22 protein-coding genes are annotated in these 22,166 nt (G+C 44.7%); 17 read left to right on the top strand and 5 right to left on the bottom strand.

The annotated features are described in order from the left end of the window. Positions 1-16 precede the first annotated feature (16 nt). Both ACX5KA_RS05020 and ACX5KA_RS05015 read right to left on the bottom strand, forming a co-directional pair. Positions 17-310: a DUF3301 domain-containing protein gene (locus tag ACX5KA_RS05020; protein WP_458730560.1), complete on the bottom strand. Its 294-nt coding sequence runs from the start codon at positions 308-310 to the stop codon at positions 17-19. Next, positions 311-1,360, bottom strand: a complete 1,050-nt coding sequence (locus ACX5KA_RS05015; protein ID WP_458730559.1) for a DUF3549 family protein — start codon at positions 1,358-1,360, stop codon at positions 311-313. A gap of 213 nt (positions 1,361-1,573) precedes the next feature. On the opposite strand from ACX5KA_RS05015, the gene ACX5KA_RS05010 reads away from it, so the two are divergent. The 3 genes from ACX5KA_RS05010 (at position 1,574) to ACX5KA_RS05000 (ending at position 3,266) form a co-directional block, all read left to right on the top strand. Next, the gene (locus ACX5KA_RS05010; protein WP_458730558.1) at positions 1,574-1,918 is read left to right on the top strand and encodes a YqcC family protein; all 345 of its coding nucleotides are present in this window, start codon (positions 1,574-1,576) and stop codon (positions 1,916-1,918) included. Beyond that, positions 1,911-2,750: a tRNA pseudouridine(65) synthase TruC gene (truC, locus tag ACX5KA_RS05005; protein ID WP_458730557.1), complete on the top strand. Its 840-nt coding sequence runs from the start codon at positions 1,911-1,913 to the stop codon at positions 2,748-2,750. Before ACX5KA_RS05010 ends, truC begins: the two co-directional genes overlap by 8 nt. A 66-nt stretch (positions 2,751-2,816) precedes the next feature. Beyond that, positions 2,817-3,266, top strand: coding sequence for a flavodoxin domain-containing protein (locus ACX5KA_RS05000; protein ID WP_039223258.1), 450 nt, complete (start codon positions 2,817-2,819; stop codon positions 3,264-3,266). 129 nt (positions 3,267-3,395) lie between these two features. Here the strand turns inward: ACX5KA_RS05000 and dapD are convergent, their stop codons facing one another. From dapD to map, 3 genes are all read right to left on the bottom strand, one after another. Further along, the gene (gene dapD, locus ACX5KA_RS04995; protein WP_014948549.1) at positions 3,396-4,220 is read right to left on the bottom strand and encodes a 2,3,4,5-tetrahydropyridine-2,6-dicarboxylate N-succinyltransferase; all 825 of its coding nucleotides are present in this window, start codon (positions 4,218-4,220) and stop codon (positions 3,396-3,398) included. After that, positions 4,217-6,868, bottom strand: coding sequence for a [protein-PII] uridylyltransferase (glnD, locus tag ACX5KA_RS04990; RefSeq protein ID WP_039223255.1), 2,652 nt, complete (start codon positions 6,866-6,868; stop codon positions 4,217-4,219). Before glnD ends, dapD begins: the two co-directional genes overlap by 4 nt. Positions 6,869-7,190: 322 nt before the next feature. After that, complete coding sequence (gene map / locus ACX5KA_RS04985) at positions 7,191-7,985, bottom strand: type I methionyl aminopeptidase (protein ID WP_039223252.1); 795 nt, start codon at positions 7,983-7,985, stop codon at positions 7,191-7,193. A gap of 413 nt (positions 7,986-8,398) precedes the next feature. On the opposite strand from map, the gene rpsB reads away from it, so the two are divergent. The 14 genes from rpsB to rnhB all read left to right on the top strand — a co-directional run bounded on the left by rpsB (position 8,399) and on the right by rnhB (position 22,166). Then, positions 8,399-9,130, top strand: coding sequence for a 30S ribosomal protein S2 (rpsB, locus tag ACX5KA_RS04980; protein ID WP_039223249.1), 732 nt, complete (start codon positions 8,399-8,401; stop codon positions 9,128-9,130). A 120-nt stretch (positions 9,131-9,250) separates the two neighbouring features. Next, entirely contained in the window at positions 9,251-10,123 is an 873-nt protein-coding gene (gene tsf / locus ACX5KA_RS04975; protein ID WP_014975850.1) for a translation elongation factor Ts, read from the top strand. Between the two features lie 236 nt (positions 10,124-10,359). Further along, positions 10,360-11,097 carry a UMP kinase gene (pyrH, locus tag ACX5KA_RS04970; protein ID WP_014948554.1) on the top strand — a complete coding sequence of 246 codons (738 nt, stop codon included), beginning with the start codon at positions 10,360-10,362 and terminating at the stop codon, positions 11,095-11,097. Positions 11,098-11,120: 23 nt separating this feature from the next. After that, positions 11,121-11,678, top strand: a complete 558-nt coding sequence (frr, locus tag ACX5KA_RS04965) for a ribosome recycling factor (protein WP_014948555.1) — start codon at positions 11,121-11,123, stop codon at positions 11,676-11,678. Between the two features lie 9 nt (positions 11,679-11,687). Then, entirely contained in the window at positions 11,688-12,470 is a 783-nt protein-coding gene (gene uppS / locus ACX5KA_RS04960) for a polyprenyl diphosphate synthase (RefSeq protein ID WP_458730556.1), read from the top strand. A 54-nt stretch (positions 12,471-12,524) separates the two neighbouring features. After that, on the top strand, positions 12,525-13,388 hold the full coding sequence (locus tag ACX5KA_RS04955; protein WP_014948557.1) for a phosphatidate cytidylyltransferase: 864 nt from the start codon (positions 12,525-12,527) through the stop codon (positions 13,386-13,388). Continuing rightward, the gene (ispC, locus tag ACX5KA_RS04950) at positions 13,388-14,575 is read left to right on the top strand and encodes a 1-deoxy-D-xylulose-5-phosphate reductoisomerase (protein ID WP_458730555.1); all 1,188 of its coding nucleotides are present in this window, start codon (positions 13,388-13,390) and stop codon (positions 14,573-14,575) included. Before ACX5KA_RS04955 ends, ispC begins: the two co-directional genes overlap by 1 nt. After that, positions 14,569-15,921: a sigma E protease regulator RseP gene (rseP, locus tag ACX5KA_RS04945; protein ID WP_458730554.1), complete on the top strand. Its 1,353-nt coding sequence runs from the start codon at positions 14,569-14,571 to the stop codon at positions 15,919-15,921. Before ispC ends, rseP begins: the two co-directional genes overlap by 7 nt. Before the next feature lie 58 nt (positions 15,922-15,979). Continuing rightward, positions 15,980-18,457, top strand: coding sequence for an outer membrane protein assembly factor BamA (gene bamA / locus ACX5KA_RS04940; protein WP_458730553.1), 2,478 nt, complete (start codon positions 15,980-15,982; stop codon positions 18,455-18,457). A 62-nt stretch (positions 18,458-18,519) separates the two neighbouring features. Then, positions 18,520-19,035 (top strand): OmpH family outer membrane protein, encoded by a 516-nt coding sequence (locus ACX5KA_RS04935; RefSeq protein WP_014948561.1) that lies wholly within the window; start codon positions 18,520-18,522, stop codon positions 19,033-19,035. A gap of 193 nt (positions 19,036-19,228) precedes the next feature. Further along, entirely contained in the window at positions 19,229-19,678 is a 450-nt protein-coding gene (gene fabZ / locus ACX5KA_RS04930) for a 3-hydroxyacyl-ACP dehydratase FabZ (RefSeq protein WP_014948562.1), read from the top strand. A gap of 1 nt (position 19,679) precedes the next feature. Beyond that, entirely contained in the window at positions 19,680-20,450 is a 771-nt protein-coding gene (gene lpxA, locus ACX5KA_RS04925) for an acyl-ACP--UDP-N-acetylglucosamine O-acyltransferase (protein ID WP_039223235.1), read from the top strand. Between the two features lie 2 nt (positions 20,451-20,452). Next, a complete protein-coding gene (gene lpxB, locus ACX5KA_RS04920; RefSeq protein ID WP_458730552.1) occupies positions 20,453-21,601 on the top strand; it encodes a lipid-A-disaccharide synthase in 1,149 nt (382 codons plus the stop codon). Continuing rightward, on the top strand, positions 21,594-22,166 hold the full coding sequence (gene rnhB, locus ACX5KA_RS04915) for a ribonuclease HII (RefSeq protein ID WP_014997575.1): 573 nt from the start codon (positions 21,594-21,596) through the stop codon (positions 22,164-22,166). Before lpxB ends, rnhB begins: the two co-directional genes overlap by 8 nt.

The raw sequence follows: 22,166 nt of genomic DNA, 5'->3' as shown, positions 1-22,166 counted from the left end.
AGGCAGTTACACAAAATTAGTTACAGTCTCCTGTTCGCATAACCCTTACACCTATCAATTCAACTTCCCCAGTATATCGGTCCTCACCATTACTCGAAAACTCAAAGTTGAATACACTGTGCCAGTCAGGCTTTCCATATTTGAATGAAAATCGTGTTTTGGCTCTCGCCACACTCAGCAATTGTAAACCGTGTTTATCGCAGTATTGCTTAAGGTAAGTGTTTGTTTGCTCAGAAATGGCTCGAATGCGCCAAAACTGGTAGCCAGTAAACCCAATAACCATCCACACCACTAACTCAAGTAACGTCATTTACTTTCTCGCTTGTGCAAACAATTGTTGAAATGCATTGCTGAGAATCTGAGGGTTGGCTTCGGAATGCAGGAGTGTTAGCACTTGTCTGCGTAACTTCGGGATTTGAACCAAATCTGAAAAGAACCCTGCAAATAAGGCGCCTTTATGACCCTCTTTTTCATCAACGTTTGCTGCCTGCTCTAAAAAGGCACTAAGCAGGAGCGGTTCCATTTGTTCGAAATGGCGTGCTGCAATAACGCTTAAAATATCAAGTCTCTGCGATTTTTCGCTTTTTAATAGTTCGAGTAGTTTATTGTTGATGGTCGGGTGGAAACTACCTTCTGACGTGCCTCTCAGCGCCGCTAAATTGATGTCGTCACTTTTATCTATCTCAATTAAATACGCCGCTAATAGATTTTCAGGCAGAGAAACGCTTTCGCTCATTTCCATCAATGTGTTAAGAAAAACCTGTGAGTAGAGTGAAATGTTGGTTTCAATTGCCTGCGCTAATACATCTTGTTTGGGGTGATGGCTTAGGCTATGTACAAAGTCGGCCACGCTCTGCATGGATATTTGCTGCCAATCAACTAGTTGTGGGGCTTGAACGTAGGCCTCAACTTTTTGCGCCTCTTCACTTAAAGGTTGGCTTAGGGTGCGTTTAACTAGTGCGTTAAATTGAGCAAGCTGCGATTGATTGGGAACAAACGAATAAGGATTGTCAGGCAGTGTTTGTGCGTTTTCAGTATCTTCAGCAACCGACTGACCTAATGCATCAACAATAATCTCTAGAAAGTGATTCCTTGCTGCAGCAACCACTAAGCCTTGCTCATCAAGCGGCAGTTTCACAAACCAAATATAGTGTTGCGTAGAGGCATTTTTATTCCAAAAGACGATGCCGAACCACGCATGCTGCTGACGAGGGTAGGGCGCGTAAGCACTGCCGTTTTCTATTTCTAGAAAGGTTTGACTATCGGTGGGCTCAAGGCGACGACCTAAATCAAAAACATGGTATTCAGTGCCTGCATGTAACAAAAACTCGCTGATAGAATTAATACTGTTAGCGCTCATAACTCGTTCCAAAATACTGCTTTAATCAAAATTTGTCAGTGGGCAAATCTATGTATGGGGACTTCTATGTCTATGAGTGACCGCCAACAAAGACGAGTAATGGTACCACAGCAGATGAATTTCAACGATAAGACACACAGACTTATGTTGACCTTAAGCCCCTGATATACTGCGCGCTTCGAAATAGAAGCGTTTTTGAATTGCGGAGAGGATGTGATTAAAACGAATAGCACTCATCACATAGCATTAAGTAAAGCATTGATACAATTAGAAACAGACATGTATCAGGATGGTATTTGGCCAAACGAAGAGCCTGCGGAACAAGACCTAAATAATGCTATGGAAAGTGCGGTTCCTTTTGCGGTCGACTGTTTAGCGTTTGAGAGTTGGTTGGCTTTTATTTTTATTCCCAAAATGCGCATTTTGTTGAAACAGGAAATGCCTTTACCACCCATGCAAATTACGCCTGCAGCAGAAATATATCTGTCATCGGCGCATCAGCGCACTCTGTCCCAGCTTCAAATTATTGATAATATTGCCAATGGAGACATTGGGTGAGCAAACACAACGCACTATGAAGAACGATTTAAAAGGCCAATTAACTGTGCATTCAGACGAGCAAATAATAGAAAAGGCAAGCGTTGGTGAGGAAGGTCGTGTTGACGCTCTTCATTTACCTGTGTTGTACCAAGATGAACATATCATCGCAATTGAGAAGCCGCCAGGCCTACTAGTACACAGAAGCCCGATTGATAGACATGAAACGGTGTTCGCAGTACAGACACTCAGAGACCAAATAGGCCAGCGCGTCTATCCTGCTCATCGTTTAGACAGACCCACTTCAGGTGTGCTGGTGTTTAGCTTTAGCTCAGAAATTGCAGCAAAGCTTGGACAGCAGATGATGGACAAGCAGGTAGTAAAAACGTATCACGCTATAGTTCGCGGTTTTGTGCATCACACAGGGTATATCGATTACGCCCTAAAATACCGCTACGACAAAATAGCCGACAAGCATAAGCGCCCGCAGCAGCCGCCACAACCTGCATCAACTATGTATCAGTCAGTGGCAAAATTCGAAGTGCCTGAGCCTGTGGGCAAATACCAAAGTGCACGATATTCGCTAGTTAAGCTTTCTCCTACTACCGGTCGTAAACATCAGCTTCGTCGGCACATGGTTCATATTCGTCACCCCATTATCGGCGATACTACCCACGGGGACGGCAAACAAAACAAATTCGCCAAGCAGCACTTTAATTTTAACAATTTGGCCTTAAGTTGTACTCAAATGGGCTTTTCTCATCCTGTCACTGGAAAGTGGGTAACGATTAATTCACAGATGCACAGTGAAATGCGACTATGGCTTGAAAAATTAGCGCCGTTTTGCGTTTAGGTTGATAAAATAGTAAGAATTTCCGTCTGTCGACAAAGGCGACGATCATTGGTTTAAGAGGTAAAAATGGCAACATTGAAAATTATTGCGGGTACAGTTTACGGCAATGCGCAACACGTAGCTGAGCAGGTGGAAGAGAACTTAGCTGAACAGGGCGTGGATTGCTCACTCGAAAGCGACCCGTCGGTTGCAGATTTTACTGATGCTGACGCACTTTTGATCATTACCTCTACAACAGGGCAGGGCGATGTACCACCAAACTTAGAGTTTGTGTTTTCAGATCTGAAAGACGAATCGCCTATGCTAACCGGCAAGCCATTCGCGGTAGCAGCGCTAGGCGATAGCAGCTATGGCGAAAGTTTCTGTGGTGCGGGTAAACAGTTTCATGCGTTACTGACCGAACTACAAGGTAACGCAGTTGCCGATATGTTAGAGGTTGACGCGATTGAAACCCTAGAGCCCGAAAAAGACGTAGTAGAGTGGGTTAACACCATTAAAGATAAGCTGTTGGCTTAAGTCTTAGAAATGTTCTGATTGCGAAAAGAAAGAGGCGCATGAGCGCCTCTTTTAGTTTGTGAGTCTTAAAGCATGTGGCTCGACTAATTGAAATTAACCCGAGCCGTGCGCGAAAGTCAGAAATACTGCTTATTCTACGCCGCGAAGTAGCGCGTTGATACCGACTTTCGCACGGGTCTTCGCATCTACTTTCTTCACGATGATAGCGGCGTAAAGGCTGTATTTACCATCTGCGCTTGGCAGGTTGCCCGCCACTACTACTGAACCTGCTGGTACACGGCCATAGTGAACTTCACCGGTTTCGCGGTCATAAATACGAGTGCTCTGACCGATGTAAACGCCCATTGAGATAACAGAACCTTCTTCAACAATCACGCCTTCTACGATTTCAGAACGGGCGCCGATAAAGCAGTTATCTTCAATAATGGTGGGGTTAGCCTGAAGTGGTTCTAATACGCCGCCAATACCCACGCCACCTGAAAGATGAACATTCTTACCAATTTGCGCACACGAGCCTACCGTTGCCCATGTATCAACCATAGTACCTTCGTCAACGAACGCACCAATGTTTACGTAAGAAGGCATAACAACAGCGTTCTTGCCTACGAATGTACCGGTACGTACCGCTGCTGGTGGAACAATACGCGCGCCGTCGGCTGCAAACTGTTCAGCAGTATAGTTTGTATACTTAAGCGGTACTTTGTCATAAAACTTACTTTCGGCGCCTTCAATTACATCGTTGTTGTGAAGACGGAAGAAAAGTAGAACAGCTTTTTTAAGCCATTGATGTACTACCCATTCGCCAGCAATTTTTTCTGCAACGCGTGCTTTACCTGTGTTTAAAAGGTCAATAGCTTGTGCTACTGCATCTCTCACTTCATCAGGTGCAGATGAAGGGCTAATGCTATCGCGATTTTCGAAGGCGTCTTCAATGATGGCTTTCAATTCATTCATGGTATTGTGATATCTTCAAGTTGATCGAGTTTAAACAGGATACGCTTTTTAAGGTTCACCTGTTGTTCTTGGGTTAATGCTTTGCCAGCCTCATTGCTGACGATAAAAATATCTTCGGCTCGCTCGCCAATGGTGGCAATTTTCGCAAGCTTAAGCGTCATATTAGTATCAACGAATGCGTGACCAATTTTAGCTAAAATGCCCGGAGCGTCTAGGGCTTCTAACTCAATAAGCGTGGCTTCATCGTTGATATTGAAAAAGCGTACCTTAGTAGGCACGTCAAGTTGTTTCATTTGCCGAGGCAATTTACGCTTATTTTCGTGCGAACGCCCCGGCTTTTCAAGTTGGGCAGAAATAGCATTTTCAATGGACGCAATGCGAGACTCTGAGCTTATACGACTGCCGTCATTTTCAAGAATAAGCATGCTATCGAACACATAGCCATCTCTGGTAACGGTAACGTGGGCGTCGTGAATTGAACAGTTGCGACTGTCTAGCACTGAAGCGACTTGCGCAAACAATGCTTTTCTATCTTTGCCGTAAACAAACACCTCAGTGCCACCTTTCGCACTGTTATCATTTGCCTTTACTAACAGACCATCGTGCTCTGGTGTTAGCCATTCATTCTGAGCTTTAATAATTTCATCAGTATGCCACGCGATTTGCGTAGGCTTAAAGCGAACAAAGTAATCGTCGTCCAGGCGGGCCCACAATGCATCAATAGCAACAGGCTCAATAGCGCGCTCTTGCAAAATTTGCCTTGCTTGGTGTTTGTGAGTAGTTACTCGCTCGTTCAATGTTACTTGACACTGTAGTCCATTATCCAATGCCTTTTGCGTCATTAAATATAATTCGCGAAGTAAAGATGCTTTCCAGTCGTTCCAAAGATTGTCATTGGTGGCACGAATATCGGCAAGGGTGAGCGTATAAAGCAAATTAAGGTGATTGTGGCTTCTTACCGCGCCAGCAAACTCGCTTATAACGTCAGGGTCATAAATATCACGGCGTTGGGCTACCACTGACATTAGCAGGTGGTTTTCTACAAGCCATGCAATCATTTCAGCATCGTCGCTGGGAACATCGTGTTGCTGACAGAACTTTGCTACATCTTGGGCGCCTAATGTGGAATGATCGCCATTTCTACCTTTGGCGATATCGTGGAAAATAGCAGCGATGTAAAGTATTTCAGGTTTGTCGAGGTTTTTGCAGATTCTGCCGCAGCGCGGAAAATCTTTGTTTTCTTTCGAGAAAAAATAATTTACATGCTTCACTAGTCGATGCGTGTGCTCGTCAACCGTGTAGGCATGGAATAAGTCAAACTGCATCATACCTACAATGGCATCCCATTCAGGAAGATAAGCTTGTAAAATGCCGTATTGATGCATGATGTCCCATGCAAAATCAAAGAACTCAGGCTGTTTCATTAAGCGCATGAATTTTTCGCGGCACAGCGGGCGCTCAACATAGTATTCTGCTTCAAAAGCGCGGTGAGCGTTGCGCAGCTGACGTATGCAAATCGTACTGAGGCCTTGTACTTCTGGCGTGTTGGCTACCAAATGCAGAAAGTCCAAGATTGCTTCGGGAGAGGAGAAAACGGTTTCGTGTCGTGGCGATATCATGTTATCGAGCAGCTCGAAATCTTCGTTTATGATCACGCTCTTCTGAACGCTTTGGTTCAGCATGTCGTACTTGAAGCGCTGAAGCAGCATTTGATTCAGTTCAGACACCCGCGCCACGGTGCGGAAAAAGTCCCGCATCATTTTCTCTACTGAAGCCTTACCTTCTTCACCGTAGCCCATCATTTTTGCAACGTCAGGTTGGTAATCGAAAAGCAGACGGTTTTCGCTTCTGCCGGCAACTAGATGCAGCGCACAACGCATTTTCCAAAGATGCATGCGACAGGCAATTAATTCACTGTGCTCTTGCTCGGTAAAGTAGCCATGACCTACTAGATTCCAGCCGTCGTATTCTTTGAAATGCTTTTTCGCTACCCAACCAATAGACTGAATATCACGCAAACAGCCCGGGTTTTCCTTGATGTTCGGTTCAAGGTTATAAGCGGTACCGTTGAATTTGGCGTGGCGTTTTTTTTGCTCGTCATACTTGGCTGAGAAAAACGCTTTGCTCGACCATGAGTTTCGACCGTTAACTTCATCCCATAATTTATCAAAGGTGGCTTCACTGCCGCAAAGTAATCGGCTTTCTACTAAATTGGTCGCTATCGTTATGTCGTCTTTCGCTAATTTAACCGTTTCTTTTATGGTGCGAACCGATTGGCCAACGTCTAATTTGATATCCCACAAAAGGGTGATGAACATACCGATTTTTTCTTGTACATCGGGCTTGAGCTTTTTTCTGCTAACAATGAGTAAATCAATGTCTGAGTGAGGTTGTAAATGACCACGGCCATAACCTCCTACCGCGCAAAGCGATAATTCGTCAACGGTATCTAAGCCATATAGCTGCCAAAGATGGCAAAGCAACGCATCGACAAATTGTGCCCGTCCAGTAACAAGCTGATTGACTGGCGTAGCGTCGAAAGACTCAGTGATCCACGCGTAACTGGATTCCACGCACAATTTGATGATAGGGATCTCATCAACAGAATTTATGGTGTCGATATTCTTTATCAGTGATTGCAGCGTCAAAATACACCTTTGAGATAGACTTCTTTTTGGACGCTATGAACAATAGCATGAATTACCAGTAGTTCGCAGTACCAAATTTATGCATAAGTTATGTTGAATTGTGAATATTTATGGTTTTTTGTTATAGGTGTGTAGCGAGTTAAATAAGAAAGGAAAGGACGATTCACTGTCGCCATTTGAGCGTGGGAGTTCGATTTAACGAGCCAATAAAAAACGGCCGTGAGTTAAACGGCCGTTTTATTCAAATCGTTACAGCGCTATCGTTTGGTGACTGCGCTGTAAATAGGTTGTTCGACACGCTATTCGTGCTATACCAACAGAACTAACCGTGCGAAATAACGCGGTCTAAGGTCTCTTCCTCTCGAAGCGTAAGAATTTCAACACCAGTTTCAGTAACTAAAAGAGTGTGCTCCCATTGAGCACTTAAGCTTCTGTCTTTAGTTACAACAGTCCACTGATCTGGCAGTACTTTTGAATAACGCTTACCTGCGTTCACCATAGGCTCGATGGTAAAGCACATGCCTGGTTCGAGTACATCGCCCGTACCTGGCTTACCGTAGTGAACAATTTGCGGTTCTTCGTGGAAGCTTGCACCAATACCGTGACCACAATATTCACGAACTATTGAATAGTTATGCGCTTCTGCGTGGGTTTGGCAAATGTGACCAATATCACCAAGGCGCATGCCCGGCTTCACCTGCTCAATTGCTTTGTACAAGCATTCTTGAGTAACGCGAATTAGGCGTTCGGCAAGGATCGAAGGCTTACCTACCACGAACATTTTTGATGTATCGCCATGATAGCCATCTTTAATAACTGTCACGTCGATATTAATGATGTCACCGTCTTTCAGTTTCTTATCAGAAGGTATACCGTGACAAATGCAGTGGTTCACTGATGTGCAAATAGACTTTGGAAAAGGCGGGTGGCCATAATTCAACGGCGCGGGTACCGCTTTTTGCTCGTTGACGATGTAGTCGTGGCAAATAGTATTTAGCTCATCAGTGGTAACGCCTTTTTTTACGTAAGGCCCTATCATAGTGAGTACTTCTGCTGCCAACTTGCCGGCTACGCGCATTTTTTCGATTTCTTCTGGGGTTTTGATAATAGCTGTCACAGCGCCTCTCAAATCGTTTGAAACTAGTTTGATGAAGAATTTTGATTACTTACGCATTATAACACTATTCAGGTCAATCTTAGTAAGGTGATGATATTGTTGGCGTTTATCTGCTAAATGCAGAGGTGGAAAGTGATCCTGTTCAGGGGGGGCATTCTTTCTTTAACCTAAATACTTCAAATTGTCGCTTTTTACCCTCAAAACTTGAGGCTTAGATGGGATTGTGATATAAAGCGCGCGCCCTGACGGAAAGCTCATATTGCTCTGTGTAATTGGCACCGTTTTAGAGGGTAAATTTATTTTATTAAAACACACATATACCGTCACTTCGTATCGGGGTGTTCAGTTCCGCTTAGGTTGGCCTGAATCGATACAAGGGGTATATGGAGGCCTAACCCCAAGAGGAAAATAAAATGGCTAATGTTTCTATGCGTGACATGCTGAAAGCCGGTGTGCATTTCGGTCACCAAACTCGTTACTGGAACCCAAAGATGAAGCCTTTCATCTTCGGCGCTCGTAACAAAGTTCATATCATCAACCTTGAAAAAACGGTTCCACTTTTCAACAACGCACTTAACTACCTTTCAGGTGTTGCGTCTAAGAAAGGTAAAATCCTTTTCGTTGGTACTAAGCGCGCCGCTGGCGAAGCAGTTAAAGATGCTGCTCTTAAGTGCGACCAGTACTACGTAAACAAGCGTTGGTTAGGTGGTATGCTGACTAACTGGAAAACAGTACGTCAGTCAATCAAACGCCTTAAAGATCTTGAGCAGCAAAGCCAAGATGGTACGTTTGAGAAACTAACTAAGAAAGAAGCACTTATGCTTCAGCGCGAAATGGACAAGCTTGAAAACAGCCTTGGCGGTATCAAAGACATGGGCGGTCTTCCAGACGCAATCTTTGTTATCGACGCAGATCACGAGCACATTGCTATCACTGAAGCGCGTAATCTAGGTATCCCTGTTGTTGGTGTTGTAGATACTAACTCTAACCCAGATGGTGTTGATTACATCATTCCTGGTAACGACGATGCTATCCGTGCTATCCAACTTTACTTGGATGCTGCTGCTAACGCTATCAATTCAGGTCGCGAAAGCAACCTTGAAGTACAAGCTGAGCAAGACGACTTCGTAGAAGCTGCAGAGTAATTCTGACTGCTTGCTGTCATATCAAGATAATATGGCAGCGCTATAATACGAAACGTATTGAGGGGCGGTATCGCCCCTTTTACCTAACGAATTTAAAATTTAATGCTGAGGAATTGAAAAATGGCAGTGACTGCAGCACTAGTTAAAGAACTGCGCGAACGTACTGGCGCAGGTATGCTGGATTGTAAAAAAGCCCTGGTTGAAACGGATGGTGACATTGAGTTAGCCATTGAAAACATGCGTAAATCAGGCCAAGCGAAAGCGGCTAAAAAAGCAGGCCGTATCGCAGCTGAAGGTGTAATCCTTACTAAGGTTGAAGCGGGTCGCGCGACTATGCTTGAACTTAACTGTGAAACTGACTTCGTAGCACGTGACGAAGGTTTCCTTAAATTTGGTAACGAGCTTCTAGAAGTAGCAGCAGCTAACAACATCAACGACATCGAAGCGCTTAACGACGCAGACATGAACGGCGTTAAAGTTAGCGAAGCGCGTGATGCACTTGTTGCTAAAATCGGCGAAAACATCTCTCCTCGTCGCGTTATCAACGTTGAAGGCGATACACTAGGCGCGTATGTACACGGCGGCCGTATTGGTGTTATCTCTATCCTTACTGGCGGTGACGAAGAGCTAGCGAAAGACGTTGCAATGCACGTTGCAGCTGCAAGCCCGCAGTTCGTTAAGCCTGAAAACGTTCCAGCAGAAGTTGTTGAGAAAGAGAAAGAAATCCAAATCGAAATCGCTATCCAGTCTGGTAAGCCAGCTGATATCGCTGAGAAAATGGTTGCAGGCCGCATGAAGAAGTTCACTGGCGAAGTGAGCTTGACTGGTCAGCCTTTCGTTAAAGATCCTTCAATCTCTGTTGCTGAGCTTCTTAAGAACAACAGCGCAGACGTAATCAACTTCGTACGTTTCGAAGTTGGTGAAGGTATCGAGAAGAAGACTGAAGACTTCGCTGCTGAAGTAGCTGCTCAAATGGCTGCTGCTAAGAAATAATTGAGTGTTTATCTTTTGCATTAAGCAATAGTTAGATAAACTACAAAGCACCTCTTAGGAGGTGCTTTTTTATAGCTGAACATCTTTAGTGTTGCCAATGTAATGCGTAAGTGTGAAGCTAGGCGAAATACGTACGCGCCTGCCTGACAAACGAAAGCGCTTTGTCCTATGTTTTTTACACCAGTGATTTAACGAAAGACATAGGACAAAACGGGTTTACGAGGACAATTCAAACTATGAGTATCACACCAAAATCAGCATACCGACGCATTTTGTTAAAGCTTAGTGGTGAAGCCCTAATGGGGGCGGAAGGCTTTGGCATAGACCCTAAAGTGCTAGATAGAATGGCACAAGAGATTAAAGAGCTGGTTGAACTTGGTGTTCAAGTTGGTCTTGTTATCGGTGGTGGTAACTTGTTCCGTGGCGAAGGCTTAGCAAAAGCGGGAATGAACCGCGTTGTTGGCGATCACATGGGAATGTTAGCTACCGTTATGAATGGCTTAGCCATGCGCGACGCGCTTCATCGTGCATTTGTAAATGCTCGTATGATGTCAGCTATCCCACTTAATGGCGTGTGCGATGCCTACAACTGGGCAGAAGCCATTAGCCTTCTTAAGTCAGGCCGTGTTGTTATCTTCTCTGCGGGTACGGGCAATCCTTTCTTCACTACAGACTCAGCGGCTTGCTTACGCGGCATCGAAATTGAAGCCGACGCGGTATTAAAAGCGACCAAAGTGGATGGTGTATATAGTGATGATCCGGTTAAAAACCCAGAAGCTACGCTGTATGAAGAACTGACTTACCAAGAAGTACTAGAAAAAGAACTTAAAGTGATGGACTTGTCAGCGTTTACTTTGGCGCGCGATCACAGCTTGCCAATTCGCGTATTCAACATGAATAAGCCAGGTTGCCTAAAACGTGTTGTGATGGGCGAAAAAGAAGGTACTGTTATTCGCCACGCTGACAACGATTAATTAAGAACAATAGGATACAAATCGTGATTGATGAAATTGAATTAGATGCGCAAGAGCGCATGGAAAAAAGCCTAGTTTCTCTAAAGGGCCAATTCAGCAAAATCCGCACTGGTCGTGCGCATCCAAGCCTTCTAGATGGCATCATGGTACCTTACTACGGCGTAGACACGCCGCTAAAGCAAGTGGCTAACGTAGTTGCAGAAGACAGCCGTACTCTAGCGTTAACTGTGTTTGATAAAAGCGCCATTCAAGCGGTAGAAAAGGCCATTATGCAGTCTGACCTAGGTTTAAACCCAATGAGTGCAGGTGGTTCAATTCGTATTCCTTTACCTCCTCTAACGGAAGAGCGTCGTAAAGACCTTATTCGCGTTGTTCGCAACGAAGCAGAAGGTGGTCGTGTCGCTATCCGCAACATCCGTCGCGACGCTAACGGTGACATCAAAGATCTTCTTAAAGAAAAAGAGATCAGTGAAGATGAAAGCCGTGCAGCTGAAGAGAACATTCAATCTATTACTAACGATTTCATTAAGAAAGTTGACAGCATGCTTGCTGACAAAGAAAAAGAACTAATGGAAGTATAAGTAAGTATTATGATTGGAAAGCGTTTAAGCGCAGCCAAATCGACGAAAGCTGAGGCGCCGGCAGTGACTGCTGGCCCGAAGCACGTTGCAATCATTATGGATGGCAATGGTCGTTGGGCGCAAAGGAAAGGGAAAATTCGTACCTTTGGCCACAAAGCCGGGGTAGAGTCGGTTCGTTCTGTTGTGCGCTTTGCACGTCAAAACGGCATTGAATCACTTACGCTATTCGCGTTTTCAAGTGAAAACTGGAAGCGTCCTGAGGAAGAAGTCAGTGTCTTGATGGAGCTGTTCAATCTTGTCCTCAATAGTGAAGCAAAACGGTTACACAAAAATGGTGTACGTTTGCAGGTTATTGGTGATGTTGAAGCGTTTGACGCTAAGCTAGTCGAAAAAATTCGCAAAGCTGAAGACATGACCAAAGACAACAAAGATTTAGTCTTAAATATCGCCGCAAATTATGGCGGTAGATGGGATATTGTAAACGCGGCTAAGCAGCTTGCTACGCAAGTGAAAAGCGGCGAGCTTGATGTGGAAAGCATATGTGAAGACGCACTGAATGCGCACATTTCAACAGCTAACCTTCCTGAGTTAGACCTTCTTATTCGCACAGGTGGCGAACACCGTATTAGCAACTTCTTGCTGTGGCAATGTGCCTATGCAGAGTTGTACTTTACCGACGTACTATGGCCCGACTTCAACGAAGAGGTGTTTCAATTGGCCGTAGACGATTTTAATGTTCGCCAACGTCGCTTCGGTTTAACCGGTGAACAGGTAGTCACAGCCGATGGTTAACACCATACAGGCAATTATCAGGCTTGCCCTGGTAACGATAGCCAAGGGCAAATTATGCTAAAACAACGAATAATAACTGCATTAATCCTCGCGCCACTGGCGCTTTACGCTATTCTTTTCCTTCCCATATTCTGGTTTGAAATAGCCATTGCCGGTGTCGTGGGCATCGGCGCCTATGAATGGGCGAATATGTCGGGCGTATGTGAACGTCCTAAAAAACTCATTTATATGGCAGGTGCCTTTGCTATATGTATTGCCTTGTCTCTTATTGTTGATGCGAGCACCATTTGGTATCAGGGGCAGTTACATGGTTTATACCGTGCCATATTAACGGTTGCCGTATTATGGTGGATAGCGTCTCTGTTTATGGTGCTAGCCTATCCCAAATATTCCAAATTCTGGAAAGACAGTCGCAGCGTTAGAACCCTATTTGGCGCACTTACACTAATACCTACGTGGGTAGCGGTAGTGGCGCTTCGCACGAGCTTGCACGATGTAGACCCGTTTTACGGTGCATCACTTATCTTTTACGTATTGGGTATTGTTTGGGCTGCAGACATAGGGGCTTTCTTTGTTGGCGTGAAATTTGGTCGCCATAAGCTACGCCCAAACGTATCGCCGGGTAAAAGTTTAGAAGGCCTATTAGGCGGTATTGCGGCTTCATTCGCTATTATTGCTTTTGCGGCCCTTCACTATCAGGTAGAGCCTTCACGTATTTGGCTCCACCTCGCTATTGGCGGTATCACGGTAGCTGTTTCAGCGCTTGGTGATTTAAACGAAAGCATGCTTAAGCGCTGTGCGGGTATTAAAGATAGTGGCAAAATTCTACCAGGGCACGGTGGTGTACTAGACAGAATTGATAGCTTAACGGCTGCGTTCCCTGTTTTCGCATTCTGCTATGTAACTTGGATGGCGTAATGCAAACAGTAACAGTGTTAGGGGCCACAGGCTCCATTGGTTGCAATACACTTGATGTAATAAATCGCCACCCAGATAAATACCGCGTATTTGCCATTACTGGTAACTCTCAGCTTGAATTACTTATGGAGCAGGCTCAGAAATGCGCACCGCGCTATGTGGTAATTGCCGATGACGCTAACTACAAAGTAGCTTGTGAGTTAGCATCTCAGAACGGTGTTGATGCAGAAATTCTCTCCGGAGCCAAGGCACTGGAAGAAGTATCAAGTGCGCCTGAAGTTGATGCTGTAATGGCTGCAATTGTTGGTGCAGCCGGCCTTTTGCCTACACTGGCGGCGGTAAAGGCGGGCAAACGGGTTTTGCTTGCGAATAAAGAAGCTTTGGTCATGTCTGGCGCTTTATTTATCGAGGCTGCGAACCAAAGCGGCGCTGAAATCCTTCCTATCGACAGCGAACACAATGCTATATTCCAGTGCCTCCCGCACGATTATGAATACGGTAATTTGGCGGCATCCGGCATTCGTAAAATTCTCTTAACGGGATCTGGTGGTCCGTTTAGAGAAAGGTCGCTTGATAGCTTCTCGTCAATTACCATCGATGAAGCCAGCACACACCCTAACTGGTCAATGGGCAGAAAAATTACAATCGATTCTGCAACTATGATGAACAAGGGGTTGGAGTTTATTGAAGCCTGTTGGCTGTTCGGTGCTGGCGCGGATGATATCGATGTAGTCATTCATCCGCAAAGTATTATTCACTCTATGGTGCAATATGTTGATGGTTCGGTAATCGCACAAATGGGTAACCCTGACATGCGCACCCCTATCGCCTATGGTTTGGCGCATCCAGAGCGAATCGAGGCGGGTGTAACGCCGCTCGACTTTTCTGACATTGCCAATTTTAGTTTTCAAACCCCGTGTTTTGAGCGTTATCCGAATTTGAAGCTGGCTATTGATGCGTGTAAGGAAGGGCAATGCGCCACAACGCGAGTGAACGCGTCAAACGAAGTGGCAGTTGAAGCCTTTTTAGAAGGCAAGATTCAGTTTTGCGATATTGCCAAAGTGAATGACGCCACGCTTAATGCTATGCCCTATGTGTCAGTGAATTCTATTCAGCAAATACTAGAGCAAGACAGCTTAGCAAGAGCAAAAGCTAACGAGATTATTCGAGGTAAATTCCAGTGCTAGCATTTTTATGGAGCCTTGGTGCATTTATTGTAGCCTTAGGTATTTTGGTTGCTGTACATGAATGGGGGCACTTTTATGTGGCTCGAAAATGTGGTGTACAGGTAGAGCGCTTCTCAATTGGTTTTGGCAAGCCTATTTGGCGTAAAACAAGTGAATCGGGCACTGAATATGTCATCGCTATGATCCCACTGGGTGGCTATGTGCGCATGCTCGATGGGCGCATTGATGACGTACCGCCCGAGTTAGAAAATAAAGCGTTTAACAACAAACCCGTTCTGCAGCGCATGGCGGTTATTGCTGCTGGCCCTGGCGTTAACTTTATCTTCGCATTTTTCGCACTGTGGTTAATGTATTTGGTGGGGCTGGACACGGTTAAGCCAGTAGTTAAACAGGTTGAGTCAGAAAGCATCGCAGCTATTGCTGGTGTGCAACCTGGTGATGAAATTATTAAAGTTGGCAGTAGAAATACACCTGATTGGGAAGCGGTAAACTTAGAAATTGTCTCAAATATTGGTGCTGAAAATACCAGTGTTACGGTTAAAAATTCAGCAAGCGTTGAAAAAGAACTGACTTTTACACTGGGTTCTTGGAACTTTGACCCAGATAGTGAGTCTCCTTTAAGCAGCTTAGGACTAACCCCTTATCGTCCAGATGCAACGTTAACGGTTGGGTTTGTAGGTGAAGGGAGTGCAGCGCAGGAAGCAGGGTTAAAACCCGGTGATGAGCTTATTGCATTAAATGGAACTAAGTTGTCATCGTGGGAAAGTCTAGTTGACGTGATTGTTGAAAGTCCCGGTGAGAATATATCACTTGATATACAAAGGGATGGACAACAACTGACGTTAGATGCCACGATAGCGCGCCGTGATACACCACAAGGGCAAAGTGGGTATTTAGGTGTGAGCCCAACATTCGAGCCTTGGCCTGAAGGGTATGTGTTTACTCATCAATATGGCATTATAGAGGCTATTGGGAAAGCGCTAGATAAAACGTGGCGTCTGATGACACTTAGTGTCGAAATGATAGGAAAGCTCATCACAGGCGACGTGTCTGTGAAGAATTTGAGTGGGCCTATCTCAATTGCTCAAGGTGCGGGAACAAGTGCTGGGTATGGACTTGCGTACTTTTTGAGTTTTCTTGCCTTAATAAGCGTAAATTTAGGCATAATAAATTTATTACCCTTGCCCATGCTTGACGGTGGTCACCTCATGTTTTTTATCGTGGAGTGGATCACAGGCAAACCTGTGCCTGAAGCGGTTCAGGAATGGGGTTACAGAATAGGTGGCGTGCTTCTGTTTATGATCATGGGTATCGCAATTTTTAACGATATCGCTCGCATAACCTGATACAAATCAGGAAGTACAAAACAGCTAATACAAAACGCGGCCAGGAAAAGAAAAATAGATGAAGTTAAAACAGTTAGTAGCAGCCGGAGCCATTCTTTCCAGTGCTAGCTTTGCCAATGCTGCGGCGCAAGACAGTGAATTTGTCGTTGAAGACATTCGCGTAGAAGGTTTGCAACGAGTTGCACTTGGTGCAGCCTTAACCTACTTGCCCGTTCAAGTTGGCGACGAGCTTAATACATTCAGGGTAACGCAGCTTATTCGCTCGTTGTACTCTTCAACTCACTTTGAAAATGTTGAAATTCTTCGTGATGGCAATACGCTTGTCGTGCGTGTCGCTGAGCGTCCTACCATTAGTAATATCATCTTTGAAGGCAACGATGATATTAAAGATGAGCAACTTCAGGAAAGCTTAGACGGAAACGGCGTTCGTATTGGTGAGCCGCTCGATAAGACCGTACTAACCTCTATCGAGAATGGCCTGAAAGACTTCTTTTACAGCATCGGTAAATATAATGCTGACGTGACGGCTATTATAACGCCGCTACCGCGTAACCGGGTTGACTTGAAATTACTTTTCGAAGAGGGCGACGCGGCTGAAATTGAACAAATCAATATTGTAGGTAACGAAATCTTCTCAGACGAAGAGCTGATGGAGGCTTTCGAGCTACAATACGACACGCCTTGGTGGGATTTCCTGTCGGAAACTCGCTACCAGCAGCAAACGTTGCAAGGAGACATGGAAACGCTGCGTAACCATTACTTAAACCGTGGTTACCTTCGTTTTAATGTTGACTCTACCCAAGTATCAATGACACCCGAAAAGTCGGGCATCTACATTGCTATGAATGTAACCGAAGGTGAGCAGTACACTATTTCAGAAGTTGAATTAGTAGGTGATGTACTTGGCCATGAAGAATATATTGAGCGCGTGCTTCCGCTGACAGAAGGTGAGCTATATAACCAAGCCGAAGTAACCTATACAGAAGAGTTCATCAGTAAATATCTTGGTCGTTTCGGATATGCTTATCCAACGGTTACTACCGTTCCTGAAATTAATGACGAAGACAAAACAGTTAAGTTGACGTTATCTGTTGATCCGGGCAAGCGTATTTATGTTAACCGCATTAAATTTAACGGCAACGTAGTAACTGCCGATAGTGTTCTGCGTCAAAATGTCAGCCAGATGGAAGGCACGTGGCTTTCAAATAACTTGCTAGAGTCTTCCAAGAACCAGCTTTCTCGACTTACTTATATGGAAGAAGTAGAGTATGAAACTGTACGTATTCCTGGCTCTGAAGATAAGGTTGACGTTAATTATAACGTTAAAGAGCAGCCTTCTGGCTCATTTAATGCGGGTATCGGCTATGGTGACAGAACCAAGTTAAGCCTACAGGCGGGTATCCAGCAAGATAACTTCTTGGGTACAGGTAAACGAGTTGGCCTTAACCTAAGCACAGTTTCATATCAGCGCAGCGCACAGATTACTTATAACGATCCTTACTTCACGATTGACGGGATTAGCTTGGGTGGTAGTTTAGGTTACAGTGAGTTTGACGGCTCAGACTTTAACGTTATCCAGTACAATTCTAAGCGTTGGTCAATTGGTGCGAATGTTGGTTATCCAATAAACGAATTCAACCGCATTAATTTTGGCTTAACCTATAGTAACGTTGAGCTATACAACCGTGGTTACTACGAGCAAACTGAGCAGTTTTATAACCAGTTTACGAACGGTGAAGACCCAGATGCAGCGATTAAATACGATAGTTACCTGGCAAGCATAAGCTGGAGTCGAAGTACGCTAAACCGTGGTTTGTTCCCAACGGCGGGTTCATCTCAACGAGCTTCATTTAGCATTACCACACCAAACTCAGATGTTAACTATTTTAAAACGGTATTTGACGGTAAGTGGTACTTCCCATTATCTCGTAACCAGCGCTGGTCTTTCCTAACTCGTGTACGTCTTGGCTATGGTAACGGTTATGGCGATATCAACGGCAATGAGCAAATATTACCGTTTACAGAGAACTTTACAGCAGGTGGTTCTGATTCACTACGAGGATTCGAGAATAACACGGTAGGTCCTCGCGGTGTATTCCTAGGCAATACGGGTACTATAGTTGGGCCTGATGGTGAAGTGTTCCCAGGCGATCCAGCTGATGCGCAGCTGTCTTGGTCAACGCGAAGCCTAGGTGGTAACGCGATGGCACTTGGCGGTATCGAGCTTATTGTTCCTACGCCATTTGTTGAAGAAGAAATGGATAACTCAGTTCGTACAAGTTTGTTTGTGGATGTGGGTAACGTGTGGGATACTGAGTTCGACTATGACTATTACCGTCAGTTTGACATAGCATCTACACAACGCGGTGAGCTATTGGACTATTCTGATTGGAGCCTGTATCGTAGCTCGGCAGGTATATCGGTCCAATGGGTATCACCAATGGGACCGATGGTATTCAGCTTCTCGAAAGCGATACAGCAACGTGATGGTGACGATGCGAGATTCTTCACTTTCAACATTGGTCAAACTTTCTAAGACATTAAAGCGAGCGCGTTTTTAGGCGCGCTCTATAATAAGATTCACAAAAGGAGTTCCCTTTGAAACAGTTGGTTAAACATATCGTTGCAGGAGCAATGTTGGGTAGCGCTTTAGTTAGTACATCTGTAATGGCTGAGCAGAAAGTTGCAGTTGTCGATGTGCAAGGTATTTTCCAAGCGATGCCTCAAGCGGCTGAAATTCAAAACGCTATTCAGGCTGAATTTAAAGATCAGCTTGAAGAAGTGAATCAACTGCAGCGTGATGGTCAGTTCTACGCAGAACGTCTTCAGCGCGACGCAGCGACAATGAGCGATGCAGAGAAGAAAGAACTAGAACAAAAAATCTTGTCAGTACGTGAAGAGCTAGCTAAGAAAGGTCAACCTTTGCAGCAAAACATTCAACGTCGCAGCAACGAAGAGCGCAACAAGCTTCTTGGACTAATCAAGCAAGCTATTGACTCTGTTGCAGCAAAGCAAGGTTATGACCTAGTGCTTAACGCTGGTGCGGTTGCGTTTGCAAAAGAAGAGCACGACTTATCTGAGCAAGTTCTTCAGCAAGTAAGCAAAACTAACTAATAACTGCACTAGTCAGTTGTAAAATTTATCAGACCAACTCCCCAAAGGTGTTGGTCTGATTTGTTTTTTGCGCTTAACAGCGTATGGTTGCCGCCGTTTTTAGTTTTTACGGCGAGTTTGACCAGAATGCCAATCAATCATCTGTATTGGTATAAAATAGTTGTAGGTCATGCTTGTATACAGGAGAAAGTTTTTGGCCAATTCACTTAATACCATCGAAATTCAGGAAATATTGGAATTACTACCACATCGGTATCCGTTCCTACTTGTTGATCGTGTAACAGACTATGTTCTGGGTGAGTCTGTAAAGGCTTATAAAAATATCACTATCAATGAGCCGTGTTTCATGGGGCACTTCCCTGAACAGCCAATTTTCCCAGGTGTATTAATTCTTGAAGCGATGGCACAGGCCGCCGGCGTTTTAGGTTTTAAGACCATGGGCAACAATGATAAGTTATACTTGTATGCAGGGATTGATAATGCACGCTTTAAGCGTCCTGTTGTTCCAGGTGACAGGCTTGAGTTTGATGTTGCTCTGGTAAAAGAGCGCAGAGGGATTTGGAAATTTAAAGGTACTGCAAGCGTCGATGGTGACATCGCTTGTGTTGCAGAGTTTATGTGTGCGATGAGAGAGATAGCGTAACGTGATCCATCCTACTGCGGTAATTTCAGAAAGTGCAAAAATTGGTGAAAATGTCACTATAGGTCCATTTTGTGTGGTAGACGACAACGTCACCATAGGCGATGGCTGTATTCTGAAATCACATGTGGTGGTACGCGGCCCAACGCGTATCGGTAAAAACAATAAGTTTTATCAGTTTTCTTCAATAGGTGAAGACTGCCAAGATAAAAAATATGCGGGTGAACCTACTGAGCTTGTTATTGGTGATGATAATGAGTTTAGGGAAGGGGTAACCGTTCACCGAGGCACTATCCAAGACAACAGCATCACTATTATTGGCTCTCGTGGTTTATTTATGGCTAATGCACACATTGCCCATGACTGTGTACTTGGTGACGATATCATAATTGCAAATAACGTTGCTGTTGCAGGTCACGTTCATATTGATGATTTCGTTATTGTTGGAGGTGCTACAGGTATCCACCAGTTCTGCAAAATCGGCGCTCATGCATTTTTAGGGGCTGGCGGTATTATTCTCCGTGACGTCCCGCCTTTTGTAATGGTAAGTGGCCAGAAGAATATTCCTCAGGGGATAAACTCTGAAGGCTTGAAACGCCGTGGTTTCTCAAAAGAAGAAGTGCTTGAAATTAAGCGCGCCTATAAAGCGATTTATCGTGAAGGCAATACTATTGACGAGGCAGTGGATAAACTTGCTGAACCATCGGAAAAATTTGATGGTGTGGCATTAATGGTCCAGTTTTTACAAGACTCGAAGCGAGGCATTATTCGCTAATTATGTCTAAACCAATCCGTATCGGCATGGTTGCCGGAGAGCCCTCTGGTGACATCCTTGCCGCCGGAATGGTTGCAGAGTTAAAACGCCAATACCCTGATGCTGTTATCGAAGGTATTGGCGGTCCAAATATGATAAACGTGGGTTTTCATAGTCTGTTCGATATGGAAACCTTGTCGGTTATGGGGCTTGTTGAAGTTCTCTCCCATCTACCTGCCATCTTGAAAGTTAAAAAGCAGCTTCTTGCTCACTTCGAGCAAAATCCGCCAGATATTTTTGTGGGTATTGATGCGCCTGATTTTAATCTAAGAGTAGAAAAAGCGCTTAAAGCACGCGGTATCAAAACCATGCACTATGTGAGTCCTACTGTGTGGGCGTGGCGTGAAAAGCGCATCCATAAAATAGCGAAAGCGACTAATCGTGTGTTGGGTTTATTTCCTTTCGAGCAGCAGGTTTACGATAAATACCATGTTCCCTATACCTTTGTGGGACACACAATGGCTGACGCTATAGCAATTGAGCCCGACCAAAATGCGGCGCGCCAAGAATTAGGTGTAGATAGTAATGCTTCCGTATTGGCTGTACTTCCCGGCTCACGAAGAGGCGAAGTAGATACGCTACTTCCAGTATTTCTGGAGACCATAGAAGCTATTCATGCTAAACGCAGCGACATTCAATTTCTTATTCCTGCGGCAAATGAGCATCGTCTTGCGCAAATAAAAGCACTCTTACTTGAAGCTGATAATGCAGAAGAACGCTTACCTATTCAGGTAACCCAAGGTACATCGCGGGATGCGATGATAGCTAGCGATGTTATCTTGCTCGCATCAGGCACGGCTACCTTAGAAGCGATGCTGTGCAAGCGCCCTATGGTAGCTGCCTACAAACTGGCACCGTTCACGTATAAAATTATGCAGCGCTTGTACAAAGCGCCGTTTTTCACTTTGCCAAATTTATTGGCTGATGAGGCAATTATTCCTGAATTACTCCAAGAAGAGGTAAACGCAGAGAATATGAGCAATCAGTTACTTAACTTTTTCGAAAGTGATAATTCTGCCCTGATTTCCCGTTTCACCGACCTCCACCATACGCTAAAATGCAATGCTGATAAAACAGCAGCAAAAGCTGTCGTGGAGGAATTGTTTGCATAAGTTAATTGCCGGCGTTGATGAAGTAGGTCGCGGCCCTTTAGTAGGTGATGTGGTCACCGCCGCGGTCATTCTTGACCCTGAAAATCCCATTGAAGGGCTTACAGACTCTAAAAAACTGAGTGAAAAAAAGCGCGTAGCCCTTGCCCAAGAAATTCGTGAAAAAGCACTCTACTGGAATATTGGTAGAGCGAGCCCAGAAGAAATAGACAAACTTAATATACTGCACGCTACCATGCTCGCCATGATCCGCGCAGTGGAAGGTTTACCTGTAAAGCCTGACTTTGTGCGCGTAGACGGCAACCGGGTTCCGGCGTGGAATTTTGAGTCTGAAGCGGTAGTGAAAGGCGATAGCCTGCACGCAGAAATTTCAGCGGCTTCCATTATTGCCAAAGTAGAGCGAGATAACGATATGATTTCGCTCCACGAGGCCTACCCGCAATATAACTTTGCCGGGCACAAAGGTTACCCCACAAAAGCACACTTTGAAGCCATCGCTGAATATGGCATCTTAGATTGCTATCGAAAAAGTTTTAAACCTGTAAAAGCGCTACTCGAAGAGAAATAA

The sequence above is a fragment of the Alteromonas alvinellae genome, assembly GCF_902705805.1.
The sequence above is the reverse complement of the archived record's forward strand: the minus strand, read 5'-3'. Positions and strand labels throughout refer to the sequence as shown.

What these genes read in the sequence shown, in the direction of transcription:
- ACX5KA_RS05020 (WP_458730560.1), bottom strand. Translation starts at nt 310, where the DNA reads ATGACGTTACTTGAGTTAGTGGTGTGGATGGTTATTGGGTTTACTGGC.
- ACX5KA_RS05015 (WP_458730559.1), bottom strand. Translation starts at nt 1,360, where the DNA reads ATGAGCGCTAACAGTATTAATTCTATCAGCGAGTTTTTGTTACATGCA.
- ACX5KA_RS05000 (WP_039223258.1), top strand. Translation starts at nt 2,817, where the DNA reads ATGGCAACATTGAAAATTATTGCGGGTACAGTTTACGGCAATGCGCAA.
- dapD (WP_014948549.1), bottom strand. Translation starts at nt 4,220, where the DNA reads ATGAATGAATTGAAAGCCATCATTGAAGACGCCTTCGAAAATCGCGAT.
- rpsB (WP_039223249.1), top strand. Translation starts at nt 8,399, where the DNA reads ATGGCTAATGTTTCTATGCGTGACATGCTGAAAGCCGGTGTGCATTTC.
- tsf (WP_014975850.1), top strand. Translation starts at nt 9,251, where the DNA reads ATGGCAGTGACTGCAGCACTAGTTAAAGAACTGCGCGAACGTACTGGC.
- pyrH (WP_014948554.1), top strand. Translation starts at nt 10,360, where the DNA reads ATGAGTATCACACCAAAATCAGCATACCGACGCATTTTGTTAAAGCTT.
- uppS (WP_458730556.1), top strand. Translation starts at nt 11,688, where the DNA reads ATGATTGGAAAGCGTTTAAGCGCAGCCAAATCGACGAAAGCTGAGGCG.
- ACX5KA_RS04955 (WP_014948557.1), top strand. Translation starts at nt 12,525, where the DNA reads ATGCTAAAACAACGAATAATAACTGCATTAATCCTCGCGCCACTGGCG.
- ispC (WP_458730555.1), top strand. Translation starts at nt 13,388, where the DNA reads ATGCAAACAGTAACAGTGTTAGGGGCCACAGGCTCCATTGGTTGCAAT.
- bamA (WP_458730553.1), top strand. Translation starts at nt 15,980, where the DNA reads ATGAAGTTAAAACAGTTAGTAGCAGCCGGAGCCATTCTTTCCAGTGCT.
- lpxB (WP_458730552.1), top strand. Translation starts at nt 20,453, where the DNA reads ATGTCTAAACCAATCCGTATCGGCATGGTTGCCGGAGAGCCCTCTGGT.